10 protein-coding genes and 2 pseudogenes are annotated in these 14,778 nt (G+C 30.4%); 9 read left to right on the top strand and 3 right to left on the bottom strand.

Annotated elements, in window-relative coordinates; translation table 11 throughout:
- Positions 1–134 precede the first annotated feature (134 nt).
- The 3 genes and pseudogenes from FBE96_RS00995 to FBE96_RS01005 form a co-directional block, all read right to left on the bottom strand.
- The gene (locus FBE96_RS00995) at positions 135–482 is read right to left on the bottom strand and encodes a hypothetical protein (protein ID WP_002905799.1); all 348 of its coding nucleotides are present in this window, start codon (positions 480–482) and stop codon (positions 135–137) included.
- A gap of 63 nt (positions 483–545) precedes the next feature.
- Positions 546–1,151 carry a YiiX/YebB-like N1pC/P60 family cysteine hydrolase gene (locus FBE96_RS01000; RefSeq protein ID WP_002868212.1) on the bottom strand — a complete coding sequence of 202 codons (606 nt, stop codon included), beginning with the start codon at positions 1,149–1,151 and terminating at the stop codon, positions 546–548.
- A pseudogene (locus tag FBE96_RS01005) lies at positions 1,135–1,475 on the bottom strand (DUF4878 domain-containing protein). The gene FBE96_RS01000 and the pseudogene FBE96_RS01005 overlap by 17 nt, the downstream one beginning before the upstream one ends.
- Positions 1,476–1,717: 242 nt before the next feature.
- Here FBE96_RS01005 and FBE96_RS01010 point away from each other — a divergent pair.
- From FBE96_RS01010 to FBE96_RS01080, 9 genes and pseudogenes are all read left to right on the top strand, one after another.
- The gene (locus FBE96_RS01010; RefSeq protein WP_002871847.1) at positions 1,718–3,064 is read left to right on the top strand and encodes an SLC13 family permease; all 1,347 of its coding nucleotides are present in this window, start codon (positions 1,718–1,720) and stop codon (positions 3,062–3,064) included.
- Between the two features lie 182 nt (positions 3,065–3,246).
- Positions 3,247–5,244 (top strand): oligopeptide transporter, OPT family, encoded by a 1,998-nt coding sequence (locus tag FBE96_RS01015; RefSeq protein ID WP_010891845.1) that lies wholly within the window; start codon positions 3,247–3,249, stop codon positions 5,242–5,244.
- A gap of 73 nt (positions 5,245–5,317) precedes the next feature.
- Positions 5,318–6,121 (top strand): undecaprenyl-diphosphate phosphatase, encoded by an 804-nt coding sequence (locus FBE96_RS01020; protein WP_002836742.1) that lies wholly within the window; start codon positions 5,318–5,320, stop codon positions 6,119–6,121.
- Positions 6,122–6,251: 130 nt separating this feature from the next.
- A complete protein-coding gene (gene thrS, locus FBE96_RS01025) occupies positions 6,252–8,060 on the top strand; it encodes a threonine--tRNA ligase (protein ID WP_002858701.1) in 1,809 nt (602 codons plus the stop codon).
- Complete coding sequence (gene infC, locus FBE96_RS01030) at positions 8,057–8,575, top strand: translation initiation factor IF-3 (RefSeq protein WP_002851726.1); 519 nt, start codon at positions 8,057–8,059, stop codon at positions 8,573–8,575. Before thrS ends, infC begins: the two co-directional genes overlap by 4 nt.
- A 38-nt stretch (positions 8,576–8,613) precedes the next feature.
- Positions 8,614–9,705 (top strand): DNA adenine methylase, encoded by a 1,092-nt coding sequence (locus FBE96_RS01035; protein WP_002857221.1) that lies wholly within the window; start codon positions 8,614–8,616, stop codon positions 9,703–9,705.
- Positions 9,706–9,746: 41 nt separating this feature from the next.
- Positions 9,747–13,210: pseudogene (locus FBE96_RS08515) on the top strand (S6 family peptidase).
- An 80-nt stretch (positions 13,211–13,290) separates the two neighbouring features.
- Positions 13,291–14,319, top strand: a complete 1,029-nt coding sequence (gene argC, locus FBE96_RS01075) for an N-acetyl-gamma-glutamyl-phosphate reductase (RefSeq protein ID WP_002851634.1) — start codon at positions 13,291–13,293, stop codon at positions 14,317–14,319.
- 9 nt (positions 14,320–14,328) lie between these two features.
- Positions 14,329–14,775 carry an N-acetyltransferase gene (locus FBE96_RS01080; protein WP_002851934.1) on the top strand — a complete coding sequence of 149 codons (447 nt, stop codon included), beginning with the start codon at positions 14,329–14,331 and terminating at the stop codon, positions 14,773–14,775.
- Positions 14,776–14,778: the final 3 nt, after the last annotated feature.

Below are 14,778 nucleotides of genomic sequence, written 5' to 3' on the forward strand. Positions count from 1 at the left end.
TATTTGCCTTAGATGAAAATATAAGTGTTATTTTATAAATTGCTTGTTAAAAAAGAGTTTAAATTTTTATTTAAGAGTAATGAAGTAGTTTGCCGAAGAATGATTTTTATAAATCCCTTGTTAAGGGATTTATATTAATAAGCTTTTTTATAACATTGAATTTCAATTTTTCTAGCTACTGGAATAGCCTGAGTATTTGGTGTAGCAGGTGTTCCATAAGAAATTTTACTTTCTAAAAAATTTCCAACCTGTAAATCTTTAAAAGTTCCATCTTTATCTGTTCCAAAAATACCACAATCATCCATTTCTATTTCGGTATTTGGTAGAACTTTTATAGCCATTTGTCTGCCATAAATAGAGTCAATAAGCAAGGTTTTGTTGTTATCATAAATTTGTGCAATAGTACCTTCAAGTTTTAGACTATCTGCAAAAAGCATTGAGCTAGCTAAAAGTGCTGATGCGAATAAAATACTTTTTTTCATAATTATTTCTCCTTAATGTAAAGTGATGACATTATAAAATTTTTAAGTGAAGTGAATGTGAAATTAAAAATTTTGACTTTCATAAATTAATACGCTTTGATTATTTTCAAAAAAAGTTTGTGGAAAAAGATATAAACCTTCATTAAAAGGAGCTTTGATTAGAGTATATTGAAGATGAAATGGGGTAATGGAGTTAATAGATTGTTCTAAAAAAGTAGTGCAGTAAAAAGCATCTTTATCTGTACTTATGATAAATTTTCTGCCTAAATGTTCCAAAGCTTTAGCAACTATTTTTTGTTTGGTTTTTTCATCAAATTTTAATCTTTTAATAGCAATTTTATGACTCAGTTTTAAAAAATCATCCATAGAGCTTAAGATAACTTGGTTTTTAGCATTTTTGTCATCATCTGTTGTAGCATGTATGAGTATAGTTGGAGAAGTTTTAACTACCATAGCGATATGAGAATAAGGGCTTTGACTTAAATTTTCTATTAAAAAACTTTCACTTCCTATTCCTGCACGAAAGACAAGATCACCTATTTCAAGAAAAGGTAGATAGGGTTTTTTGATGATTTGATTTGAAGGATTGGAATTTATAAAGAAACCCAAAATTCCAATCAATAAAAATAAAATTAAGAAAAAATATAAAATTTTATTTAAGTAAAACAAGCCATTTTCTATCTTTTTAGCAAGAAAAACATTGCTGCTTTGATTATTATCATTGTTAAATAACACTAAAACTCTGATTTTAGCAGAATCTTTATTGATTGTTTTTTCTTCAATTTGAATATCTTTAACACCACCCATTCTTTTTGCTTTGGCTGCATTTTCAGCAACAACTTGAGTGATTTTATCACTAACAAATGTTTTTTCTTCATCGCTTTTAGCTTCGCTAAGATCAATGTAACTCATAACAGATTTAGTATCACCACTGTAAAGATCTTTTGTAAAATTTTTAGCTAAATCTTCAGGATTTGAAGAACCTCAAGCCACTAAAAAAAGGCAACTAAAGCCAAGAAAGAAAGTTTAAAAAATTTCATTTTTTTCTTTTGATAGTATAAATTAAAATATTCATAATTATAGCAAAATAATTCAAAATTATTTTTTTATTCTTGTTTATAATGGTTACATTAGAAAATATATTTTTTTAAAAAGCTATAAATTTAAACACATATAAGTTGGAGTTAAAATATCCTATTTTATTATCGAATAAAAATGATACAAAAGGATAGGATATGGAAATTTTTTTAGCTTTATTGGGTTTTTTCTCGTTAGGATTGATAGTTTGGCTTTTGCTAAAAGATTATACTACTCCAGCATTAGCTTTTATAAGTGTAAGTATTAGTGTAGCTTGTATTTTACTTATTCTTGAACGGCTTGGTTTTGGCGTGGGTGTAGCTTTAGGGGTTAAAGGAGGTGTTTTTGATATTAAAACATTGGTTGTTTTTATTAAAGATGGAGTCAAAAGCGTAACGGATACGGCAGCTTTGTTTGTTTTTTCTATACTCTTTTTTAGTGTTTTAAATGCAAGTGGTTTTTTTACTAAAATTTTAAATGCATTTTTATCAAAAATGAAAGCTAATGTATATCAAGTTTGCATTCTTACTGTTTTTATTGCTGCTGCTGTGCATTTAGATGGTTCAGGTGCTTCTACTTTTCTTATTGTAATACCTGCATTATTACCTATTTATGAGCGTTTAGGTATAAGAAAGACTTCAATGTTATTGATTATTACTTCGGCTATGGGGGTTATGAATGTTATTCCTTGGGGTGGTCCTACTTTAAGAGCGGCTACTAATATAGGAATGGATGCAAATTTGCTTTGGCACCATATTATACCTATTCAGATTGTAGGTTTGGTATTATCCCTTCTTTTGGCAATTTGGATTGCTAAGATAGAAATAAAAAGAGGTGCAGGCGCAGGTAACTTGTCTGGAATAAATTTAAATATAGAAAAAAGCGAACACCATAATGAAAAATGGTTTTGGTTAAATTTACTTGTAGCTATTGGAGTTATTGGGCTTTTAATTAGCGGTATTATTCCTAGTTATATTTGCTTTATGATAGGACTTGCAATAATTTTACCGCTTAATTATCCTAATTTAAAAACAGCTAAAAAAGTTTTAGATCGTGCAAGTGCTGGTGCAATGCTTATGTATATTACTTTAATTGGTGCTGGGATATTAATAGGCGTATTTGATAAAAGTGGTATTATGGAGAAAATGGGTGTTTTGATTTTAAATTTTGTTCCAGATTATTTAGGCGCTTATATTCCTTTGATGGTAGGGATATTGGCTGTTCCAATGGCAATTATTTTTTGTACAGATTCTTATTTTTATGGAGTGATGCCTATAGTTTTGAGTGTAACTAAGGCTTTTGGCGCTGAACCTTTGACTATAGCTATTATCATGGTGATAGCAAGAAATTGTGCGACATTTATTTCTCCTGTTGTGCCTGCAACTTTGCTAGGTTGTGGTTTAGCAGAGGTTAATATTAAAGATCATATCAAAAGAAGCTTTTTTTATATATGGGGTATAAGTATTATTTGCTTGATTTTTGCTGAGGTAGTTGGGATAATATAATTAAAATAAAAGAACTTTTGATTTTTCAATGATTGGTTCATTGTTTTATGATATTTTTGAGTCAAAAATTTATAAAAATATAAGCGTTTTTTTGTATTATTTTATTTTGCTTTAGAGAAAAATTATAAATTTAAACTTATAAGAATATTTTTTAAGTTGAAAGTAAATTTTAAAACGGAGAAATGATGTACAAAAAACAAAATTTACCAGAACTTACCTTAAGGGGTTTGATTTTGGGAAGTATTTTAACTATTATTTTTACAGCTTCAAATGTATATTTGGGGTTAAAAGTGGGACTTACTTTTTCATCATCAATTCCAGCTGTGGTCATCTCCATGGCGGTTTTGAGTCTTTTTAAGACTTCAAATATTTTAGAAAATAATATGGTTCAAACTCAAGCTTCAGCAGCAGGAACTTTATCATCAGTTATTTTTGTTATCCCAGGGCTTTTTATGTGTGGGTATTGGAGTGAATTTCCACTTTGGCAAACTTTTATGATATGTCTTTGTGGTGGCGGACTTGGAGTGCTTTTTACTATACCATTAAGAAGGACTATGGTGGTTGAAAGCAAGCTTGCTTATCCTGAAGGTAGAGCCGCAGCTGAAATTTTAAAAGTAGCCAATAAAGATCAGAGTAGTAAAAAAGGAAAACAAGGCATTAAAGAAATAGCATTAGGCTCTTTTATAGCTGCTATTTTTAGTTTGTTAAGCAATGGTTTTAAACTCGCTGCAAGTGAGAGTAATTTTGCTTTTATTTGGAATAAAATGGCTTTTGGTTTTTCTATGGGATATTCTTTGGCACTTTTAGGGGCAGGTTATTTAGTTGGTTTAGCAGGTGCTATAGCTCTTTTTGTAGGTATGTTTTTAGCTTGGGGTATTTTTACTCCCTATCTTTCAAATTTTGAATTCGATAGTACAAAAAATGCCGTAGATTTAGCTTCTAGTGTATGGAGTTCTAAAGTAAGGCTTATAGGAACAGGAGCTATTGCTATAGCAGCGCTTTGGACTTTAATAGAACTTTTAAAACCCGTTATTGAGGGTATTAAAGAAATTGTTAAAAATGTTAAAATTACTAATCAAGAAAAAAATGAAAGAACAAATATAGACCTTTCTTTAAAAAGTATTTTTATACTTTTTGTTTTAATGGTTGTGGGTTTATTTATTACTTTTTATAGTTTTGTTGAAGATGCTAACTTAAGTATTTATTATCAAATGCTATTTTCATTTGTTGGAACTTTAGTTTCTGTTTTAATAGGTTTTTTTGTTGCAGCAGCTTGCGGATATATGGCAGGACTTGTAGGATCTTCTTCTAGTCCTATTTCTGGAATCGGACTTATTGGTGTTATTATTTCTTCTATTGTTTTTTTGGTTTTAGGTGTGGAACTTTTTCAAGATCCTATGCTTTCTAAATTTGCAGTAGCATTAGCTATTTTTACTACTAGTGTTATTTTAGCTACAGCTGCTATTTCGAATGATAATTTACAAGATTTAAAGACAGGACATTTAGTCGGAGCTACTCCTTGGAAACAACAAGTTGCTTTACTTGTAGGCTGTGTTTTTGGTGCTTTGGCTATAGTTCCTGTTTTAAATTTGCTTTATCAAGCCTATGGTTTTGTCGGAGCAATGCCAAGAGAAGGTATGGATGCTTCATCAGCTTTAGCAGCACCGCAAGCAAATTTAATGAGCACTATCGCCCAAGGAATTTTTCATCACAATATAGAGTGGGGTTATATGGCTTTTGGTGTATTTGTAGGAATTTTAATGATTATTATAGATAAAATTTTAAAAGGAACACAGAAAATGTCTTTGCCGCCTTTAGCCGTTGGAATAGGTATTTACCTTCCCCCTGCTGTAAATATACCTTTAGTTATAGGCGGAATTTTAAAATATATTGTAATGCAACACTTGACTAAAAAATATGCAAAAAATTCTCATAAAGAAGAAAAACTTGCAAGTTGTGAGCAAAGAGGCACGCTTTTTGCTTCAGGGCTTATAGTGGGTGAAAGTATTTTTGGGGTAATTATCGCAGGAATTACTGTATTTTCAGTAAGTATGGGTGGTAGTGAAAATCCTTTAGCTTTAAATTTAGCAAATTTTCATGATAGCGAGCTTTTCGCACTTATCTTTTTTGTGGGAGTTGTATTATATTTCATTAAGCGTATTGTTAAAAAAGATGCTTAATTTTTGGGGTTAAAACCCCATTTAATCCATTCTGATATAATTTTTCTTTTGCAATTATCATTCAAGGATTAAAATGGAAAATTTATATGCTTTAATACTTGGAATTATAGAAGGTCTGACTGAGTTTTTACCTATTTCTTCAACAGGACATATGATTTTAGGTACGACTATTTTAGGTATCGATATAGATGAGTTTTGGAAAAGCTTTTTGATTATCATCCAGCTTGGTTCTATTTTGGCGGTCATTTTTGTATTTTGGCGTAAATTGTTTCAAGGGCTTGATATTTGGTTAAAACTTGCAGTTGGATTTTTTCCTACCGGAGTTATAGGGCTTTTTGTGGCAAAATACTTAAATGCTTTATTTAATGGTTGGGTTGTGGTTGGAATGCTCATTTTTGGCGGTGTTGTGTTTATTCTTATAGAACTTGCACATAAAAATAAACAATATCGTATCAATTCTTTAGAAGAAATAAGTTTTAAACAAGCTTTTTGCATAGGTATTTTTCAATCTTTAGCCATGATTCCTGGTACTTCAAGAAGTGGAGCAAGTATTATTGGTGGACTTTTGCTAGAATTTAATAGAAAAGTTGCGGCTGAGTTTAGTTTTTTGCTTGCCATTCCAACGATGATTATCGCTACAGCTTATAGCATTTATAAAGAGCCTGAGCTTCTTGGCAATGCAAATTCTTTAATTCCTTTAGGCATAGGTTTTATCACTGCTTTTATTGTTGCAGTTTTAGTTATAAAATTTTTCTTAAAATTTATTTCTAAATTCGACTTTATCCCTTTTGGAATTTATCGTATTATTTTAGGATTTGTTTTCTTTTATTTGTATTATAGTGGGATTTTAAATGCTGGAAGTGAATTTAAGCTATAAATAAATATTAAATTTATTCTAAGATTTTTTTAAAAATAAGCTGAATTTCAAAAATAATTAAGTCTTAGAAAGTTAAAATTAGAACTTTATAAACACTCACAGGGTAAGTGAGCGACAAAGGGTTAAAAATATGGAAAAAGAAGTTATTGCGTATTTGGACAATGAGACAATAATTGACTCTCAAAGTGTGAAAAATACAAATTTAAAAGAAATTTATTTTGATAATTCTAAAGAAAGTTTAGAAGTAATCCGTCATTCTTGTGCGCATTTAATGGCACAGGCGATTAAGAGTTTGTATCCTGAAGCTAAATTTTTCGTTGGTCCTGTTATAGAAGATGGATTTTATTATGATTTTCGTGTGGAAAGTAAGATTGGCGAAGAAGATTTGGTAAAAATTGAAAAAAAGATGAAAGAACTTGCTGAAGCAAAGATTGAAATTTCAAAATATGAAATCACAAAAAGCGAAGCTTTGGCTAAATTTCAAAATGATGATTTAAAACAAGAAGTTTTATTGCGTATTCCTGATAGAGCTGTAAGTATTTATAAACAAGGTGAATTTGAAGATTTGTGTCGTGGTCCTCATGTGCCAAATACGAAATTTTTACGCTTTTTTAAACTCACTCGTGTTGCAGGAGCGTATTTGGGTGGCGATGAAAAAAGAGAAATGCTTACTCGAATTTATGGAACTGCTTTTGCAGATAAGGAAAGTTTAAAAGAGTATTTAACCATTATTGAAGAAGCTAAAAAACGCGATCATAGAAAGCTTGGAACAGAGCTTAAGCTTTTTACTTTTGATGATGAGATCGGAGGAGGTCTTCCTATTTGGTTGAGTAATGGTGCAAGACTTAGATCTAAACTTGAACATATGCTTTATAAGATCCATCGTTTACGTGGTTATGAGCCTGTGCGTGGGCCTGAACTTTTAAAAGCAGATGCATGGAAAATCAGTGGGCATTATGCAAACTATAAAGAAAATATGTATTTTACACAAATTGATGAACAAGAATATGGCATTAAGCCTATGAACTGTGTGGGACATATTAAAATTTATCAAAGTGATGTAAGAAGTTATCGTGATTTGCCTTTGAAATTTTTTGAATACGGCGTGGTACATCGTCATGAAAAAAGTGGCGTTTTGCATGGACTTTTTAGAGTGAGAGAATTCACTCAAGATGATGCACATATTTTTTGTATGCCAAGTCAGATTAAAGAGCAGGTTTTAGAAATTTTAGCTTTTGTGGATAATTTGATGAAATTATTTGATTTTAGCTATGAAATGGAAATTTCAACTAAACCTGAAAAAGCCATAGGTGATGATGAAATTTGGGAAATAGCGACTAAGGCTTTAAAAGAAGCTTTAGATGAACAAGGTTTAAAATACGGTATTGATGAAGGTGGCGGGGCTTTTTATGGGCCAAAGATTGATATTAAAATCACCGATGCTTTAAAAAGAAAGTGGCAATGCGGAACCATACAAGTAGATTTTAACCTGCCAAGTCGTTTTAAACTTGAATACACTGATAGTGATAATGAAAAAAAACAACCTGTAATGTTGCATCGTGCGATTTTAGGTTCTTTTGAAAGATTTATAGGAATTTTAACCGAGCATTGTGCGGGTGAGTTTCCATTTTTTATCGCACCAACTGCGGTGGGTATAGTGCCAATAGGCGAAGCACATATTGCTTACGCAAAAGAAATTCAAAAAGAATTATTAGAGCTTAATATCGATAGCGAGGTGTATGAAAAAAATGAGAGCTTAAGTAAAAAAATTCGTATCGCTGAAAAGCAAAAATTACCTATGATTTTAGTTTTAGGCGATGATGAGGTGGCAAAGCGTAGCGTTGCTTTAAGAGATAGAAGAGCTAAAGAACAAAAAAATCTTAGCTTGGACGAATTTATTAAATTAGTTAAGGAGAAAATGAGTGAGGTACACTTTTGAGTAAAGAAAAAGAAGTATTGCTCAATGAAGAAATAAGAGCGGATGAAATCAGATGTGTTGGCGATGATGGCAAAGTTTATGGTATTATCAGTAGTGATGAAGCTTTAGAAATTGCAAATCGTTTAGGACTTGATCTTGTAATGATAGCTGCAGATGCTAAGCCACCTGTTTGCAAGATCATGGACTATGGTAAATTCCGTTATCAACAAGAGAAAAAACAAAAAGAAGCAAAGAAAAAACAAAAAGTGATTGATATAAAAGAAATCAAACTTTCTGTAAAAATTGCTCAAAATGATATTAATTACAAGGTAAAACATGCTTTAGAATTTTTAGAACAAGGTAAGCATGTGAGATTTCGTGTGTTCTTAAAAGGACGTGAAATGGCAACTCCTGAAGCAGGTGTAGCTTTGCTTGAAAAAATTTGGACTATGATAGAAAATGAAGCTAATCGTGACAAAGAGCCAAATTTTGAAGGTCGTTATGTAAATATGCTTGTAACTCCAAAAAAAGCTTAATCCACTTTTGTGGATAAAGCTTTTAAAGGTTTTAAATTTTGAAAGAAAATCCTTCTTTTTTAAAAGAGCAAATTATAACTTATCTTGGAAATAAAAGAGCACTTTTAAGTTTTTTAAATAATGGCTTTAAGGTAGCTAAAAAAGAACTTGGTAAAGATAAATTTAGTTTTTGTGATATATTTAGTGGCTCAGGTGTTGTAAGTCGTTTTGCAAAAGCACACTCAAATTATATTTTAGCCAATGATTTAGAAGATTATTCAAAACTCATCAATGAGTGTTATCTTGCTAATAAAGACAAAGATTTACTTCAAAATATAAAAAAGTATTATAAAAATTTAATCCAAAATTTAGATTTTCAAAAAGGTTTTATCAGTGAGCTTTATGCTCCAAAAGATGATGATGATATTAAAAAAAATGAAAGGGTTTTTTATACTTTTAAAAATGCTTTATATCTTGATACTATAAGGCAAAAAATCGAAAATGAAATTCCAAAAGAATTGAGGCATTTCTTTATAGCTCCTTTGATTTATGAAGCCAGTGTTCATTCAAATACTAGCGGAGTTTTTAAAGGTTTTTATAAGGGTAAGGATGGCATCGGAAAATTTGGTGGCGAAGGACAAAATGCACTTAAACGCATTAAAGGAGAAATAGAGCTTAAAATGCCTATTTTTTCAAATTTTTCTTGTGAATTTGAAGTGATGCAAAAGGATGCAAACATGCTTGCAAAAGAACTTGATTTTTTTGATGTAGTGTATCTTGACCCCCCTTATAATCAGCACCCTTATAGTTCTAATTATTTTATGCTAAATTTAATTGCAAATTATAAAAAACCTGAAGAAATTTCTAAAATCAGTGGCATTCCAAAGGATTGGAACCGCAGTACTTTTAATAAGTCAAAATTTGCCCAAGATGCTTTATTTGAACTTATTAATGATTTAAAAGCAAGAGTGATTTTACTTTCTTATAATTGTGAAGGTTTTGTAAAAAAAGAAATTTTTTTAAAGCGCTTAAGCACTCTTGGAAAATGCCGGATTTTAGAGCAAAAATATAATACTTTTAGAGCTTCTCGCAATCTTAAAAATCGCAATATCCATCTTCATGAGCAACTTTATATTTTAGTTAAAAATTAGTTTTTCGTGCTAAAATTGCACTTAAAAATGAGGAGGGATTTATGAAACTAAAATTATCTTTTTGTACATTAATGGCATTTGGTTTTTCTAACTATCTTTTTGCTTCAGCTATTGATCCAAAGTTATTTTCAAGAATATCTTGATTTTGCCAGTAATAAAGGCAAATTTCAAGTAGGTCAAATTGGCTTTTAAATTTTAGCAAAAAATCCTAGTCAAAATATCTCTTTTAATGTGCCTATGATTGATTTTTCTACTTCAAATCGTGGAGGAAAATTCCAAGGAGAATTTACCAATATAGGACAATCTTATATAGTCAGCGCTTCTCATATGAGTACAAGTTTAAATACTGGGAAGTAAATAAAGACTATGTGAAACAAGGTAGTGTTTTACACTTTGGAGGGGTAGCAAATAGAATCGTAAGCTCAAGTGATAATTTTACTTATAAAAAAGAAAATGTGGATTTTGCTGTTTTAAAAATGAGTAAGATTAGTCTCAATAAAAGTGCAAATTTGAGTAAAGATTTAAATCTTATTGAAAAAATTCTGGCGATGGTGGAGATATTTATGAATACAAGGATCCATTTTGGGATAGTTGTCAAAGTGGAAAATGTGATTATTCAAAAGGTAAAGGCAAGCTTTTTGATAGTTCGGGTTATGAGTACTTTGCAAGAGAGGGAAGTGGTATTGTAGCTTTAGGTTTTGAAGATACAAATAAAGTACCCATTAAGATTTTTGATTCTAATGAAATCAATTTAGGAGGTTTTGTCGGTTTAACTCCTAAAAATACTGAAGATAAGCGTTTTAAGTTGCAATTTCTTAATTATACCAATGATAAAAGAAATCCTTTTACAAGTTCTTCAATATCCGGGGATTCTGGAAGTAGAGTTTATGTTTATGATAAGATGGATAAAAAATGGTATTTAGTAGGTGTAGTAAGTACGAGTAATTGTAATGTCCATTTTACTATGGATATACTTGTTTGCAGGTTGATTATGCTTTGATCAATCAAGCAAAGATCAATGAATTTTAAAATGCTCATAAAGTAGTCATAGGATCTGGAACTTATACACTTAGTAGCGATGGTTTGATGAAAGATGGTAAAAAAATAGAAAATGTAAGTTTGATTTCTAAGACTAATGTGGGTTATGTAAGCTATAAAAATTCTTTTGATGATAAAATAATTGTGATAAGAGAATTGAAGAAATGCAAAATAGCAAGGATTTGTATTTTTCTCAAAATGGAAGTATAAATTTAAATAGCGATGTGGATTTAGGCGCTAGTGTTTTAAATTTGATAAAAATTCAAATTGGCAAATAACAGGCGATAAATGGCTTATACATGGCGGAATTTATGCTGATAAGGGTTCAAGGTAGAATATAATGTTAAAATCAAAAAAGATGATTTTCTTTAATAAAATGGGTGAAGGAGAGCTTGTTGTCAAAAGTCAAAGTGTGGATACAGGACTTAGAATGGGTGAGGACCAAGGTAAGTCTTGAGGGTGAAGGTTTAAGTTTTAGCGAAATTTATATGAATGGCAGAACTTTGGATTTATCAGGCTTAACATTAAATTTTGATCAAATTAAAACTGACTCTAATAATGTTTTTATCACAAGTTCTTAATCAGGAATACATTTAAATTTAGAAAACAAGCAAGATTATCTTTATCATGGCAATATCTTTTCAGATGAAGCTGTAACAATGAGTGCCAATACAGACAAAGCTTTGATTTTTGATGGTAATATTTACAATAAAGAAGGTGTTTTTAGGACAGAAAATGCCAAGTTAAATTTTCAAGGACATGCTAGAATACACGCTTATGTAAGCAAAGAACAAGCTAAAAAACTTCAAGAACATGGTTTAAGTGCTTTAACTAAGCCTGTAAGTTTTACACAAGAAGATTGGGAAGATAGGGTTTTTGTTTTAAAAGAGCTTAATTTAGAAAAAAAGCGAGTTTTATTTAGGGCGTAATGTAAGCTTAAAAGTAGAAAACCTTAATGCTAAAAATTCCAAAATAGAGCTTGGAAGTAAAAATTTGTGGATCGATGAAAAAGATGGGGAAAATATTATTGATAAGACTGATGATTATTCTTATGGAGATGTTGTATAAACAGGAGTTGGCAAAGAAATGGCTTTTGAGCAAAAGCTTTAAAATACCCAAAATGCTAAGATAGAAAAGGTTTATTTTAGTGTAAATTTAAATCTTGATCATTCTGATGTTACTTTGCAAAACACATTTTTTAGTGGTAATATCAAAGGTATCAATGATACGCAAAAAAAATCTTGCGATTAAAGATTCTTTGCTTGAGTCTCATATATAAATGAGCAATCTTCAAGTAGAAAAAAAGTGCTATTTATAGGAAAGTTGATGCAAAAAAATTAAGTGCAAATAATACAATATTTAAAATCAATGCGGATTTTGAAAATTCTAAATCAGATTATATTAATTCTAAGGAAAGCACACAAGGAGTAAATAATACTTTAGTATTAATTTTTCTTAATAATCCTAGTAAAAAGCGGGTTTAAATATCTTACTAGCTCATTTAAAAGATGAAAATAAACATTTAACAAAGGAATTTTTTACTATGCCAAATGTGAGCAAGGTTTTAGTACGTATACCCCAAATGTTGTTTTTTCTCATAATGAGGAAAATTTTGCCCAGAGTGGAATTTAGAAAAAATTGATTCTAAGATTAAAGATGAATATTTTTTTACTAATGATAATACTCAAGCTATTGTAAAAACTAAATCTATACTTGCTCAAGCTATTTTAGGCTCCATGATAGGAGTGGAATAATATGCATAAAAGAATGGGGGAATTACGCAATAATCCTTATGAAAGTGGTGTATGGTTAAGAACTTTTGGATGGGGTACGAGTGATGAGTATAATAGTGGAAAATACTTTGAAATTCAAAGCGGACATGATAAATTAAACGAGTATTCGAATTTCGAGCTTTACAGTGGAGTAAGGTTTTTATAGTGATTTTGTTTTAGATATATTTATTATCAAAATGAAATAAATGCAAATTTTATTCCAGGAAATCAAGGTAGATTAGATGATAATGATGGTTCGCATAATATTATCTTAAGTGCTGAGTTAGGTTATAGAAAAGCTTATGATAAATTTTATCTTGAGCCGATTTGGAATTTATCAGTGGTTATGTAGGAGCTATGGATCTAAAAGGAGATATTGCTAGTTTAAAACGATTTTCTTATATTCCTTTAGTCGTAAAAACAGCATTTTTCATAGGAAGTCAAAATTAAAATTTAAATTTTAGAACAGGACTTGGTTTGTATGCGGATCCGATTAAAGCAGGAGATCAAATTTTAGAGGATCAAGCAAGTCAGAGAAGATATGAAGGAAAAAAGATCAAAGAATGTTTATAAATTTAGGAAATGATTATAAGCTTAACGATAAAACACGCTTTAATTTTGAATTTGAAAAGACATTTTTTGGCGATTTAAATGTAGATTGGAGTGCAAATGCTAATTTAAGATATAGTTTTTAAATAAAAAATAATTTAAAAATTGTATTTTTATTTTAAGCTTTTTTGTTTATAATACTTGCTTTTACATTTAAAGGATAAAGATGAAAATAAAAGTTGGGATTTTAGGAGCGAGTGGTTATGCGGGAAATGAACTTGTTCGCATTTTGCTTAATCATCCCAAGGTTGAAATTTCTTATTTGGGTTCGAGTTCTAGCGTGGGGCAAAATTATCAAGATCTTTATCCTAACACCCCTTTAAATTTATGTTTTGAAAATAAAAATTTAGATGAACTTGAACTTGATCTTTTGTTTTTGGCTACTCCGCATAAATTTAGTGCTAAACTTTTAAATGAGAATTTATTAAAAAAGATGAAAATCATTGATTTAAGTGCGGATTTTCGTCTTAAAAATCCTAAAGATTATGAGCTTTGGTATAAATTCACTCATCCTAATCAAGAGCTTTTGCAAAATGCGGTTTATGGACTTTGTGAGCTTTATAAAGAAGAGATAAAAAAAGCAAGTTTAGTGGCAAATCCAGGTTGTTATACCACTTGTTCTATCTTAAGTCTTTATCCGCTTTTTAAAGAAAAGATCATTGATTTTAGCTCAGTTATTATTGATGCAAAAAGTGGAGTAAGTGGAGCAGGAAGAAGTGCAAAGGTGGAAAATCTTTTTTGTGAAGTTAATGAAAATATCAAAGCTTATAATTTAGCTTTGCATCGCCATACTCCTGAAATTGAAGAGCATTTAAGCTATGCGGCCAAAGAGAAAATCACTCTACAATTTACCCCTCATCTTGTGCCTATGCAAAGAGGAATTTTAATCAGTGCTTATGCAAATTTAAAAGAGGACTTGCAAGAACAAGATATACGCGATATTTATACAAAATACTATCAAAACAATAAATTCATAAGGCTTTTACCGCCGCAGTCGCTTCCGCAGACTCGGTGGGTTAAATCAAGCAATTTTGCGGATATAAATTTTAGTGTAGATCAACGCACAAAGCGTGTTATTGTGCTTGGTGCTATTGATAATTTAATCAAAGGTGCAGCAGGACAAGCTGTTCAAAATATGAATTTAATGTTTGATTTTGATGAAGATGAAGGACTTAAATTCTTTGCAAATTTGTAAAGGATAAAAATGTTAATACGAGCTATGCAAAAAAGCGATTATGAAGCCGTTTATAAGCTTTGGTGTGAGATAAAAGGCTTTGGGATAAGAAGCATTGATGATAGCAAAGAAAATATAGAAAATTTTTTAGATAGAAACCCAAATCTTAGCGTTGTAGCAGTGATTGATGAAGAAATTGTAGGAAGTATACTTTGCGGGCATGATGGACGCACAGGAGGATTTTATCATGTATGTGTACATAAAGATCATAGAAAAAAGGGCATAGCGCACGAGATGGCAAAATTTTGTCTTGAGGCTTTAAAAGCTCAAAAGATTAATAAAATCGCCTTAATCGCTTTTAAAAACAATGATTTAGGCAATGAGTTTTGGAAACATTATGGTTTTACTTTAAGAGAGGATGCGAATTATTACGATCTTTCTTTAAATGAGTATAATCAAACTAGCTTTAATGCTTAAGGA

Source organism: Campylobacter sp. CFSAN093241, from assembly GCF_012889595.1.
GTDB lineage: Bacteria > Campylobacterota > Campylobacteria > Campylobacterales > Campylobacteraceae > Campylobacter_D > Campylobacter_D jejuni.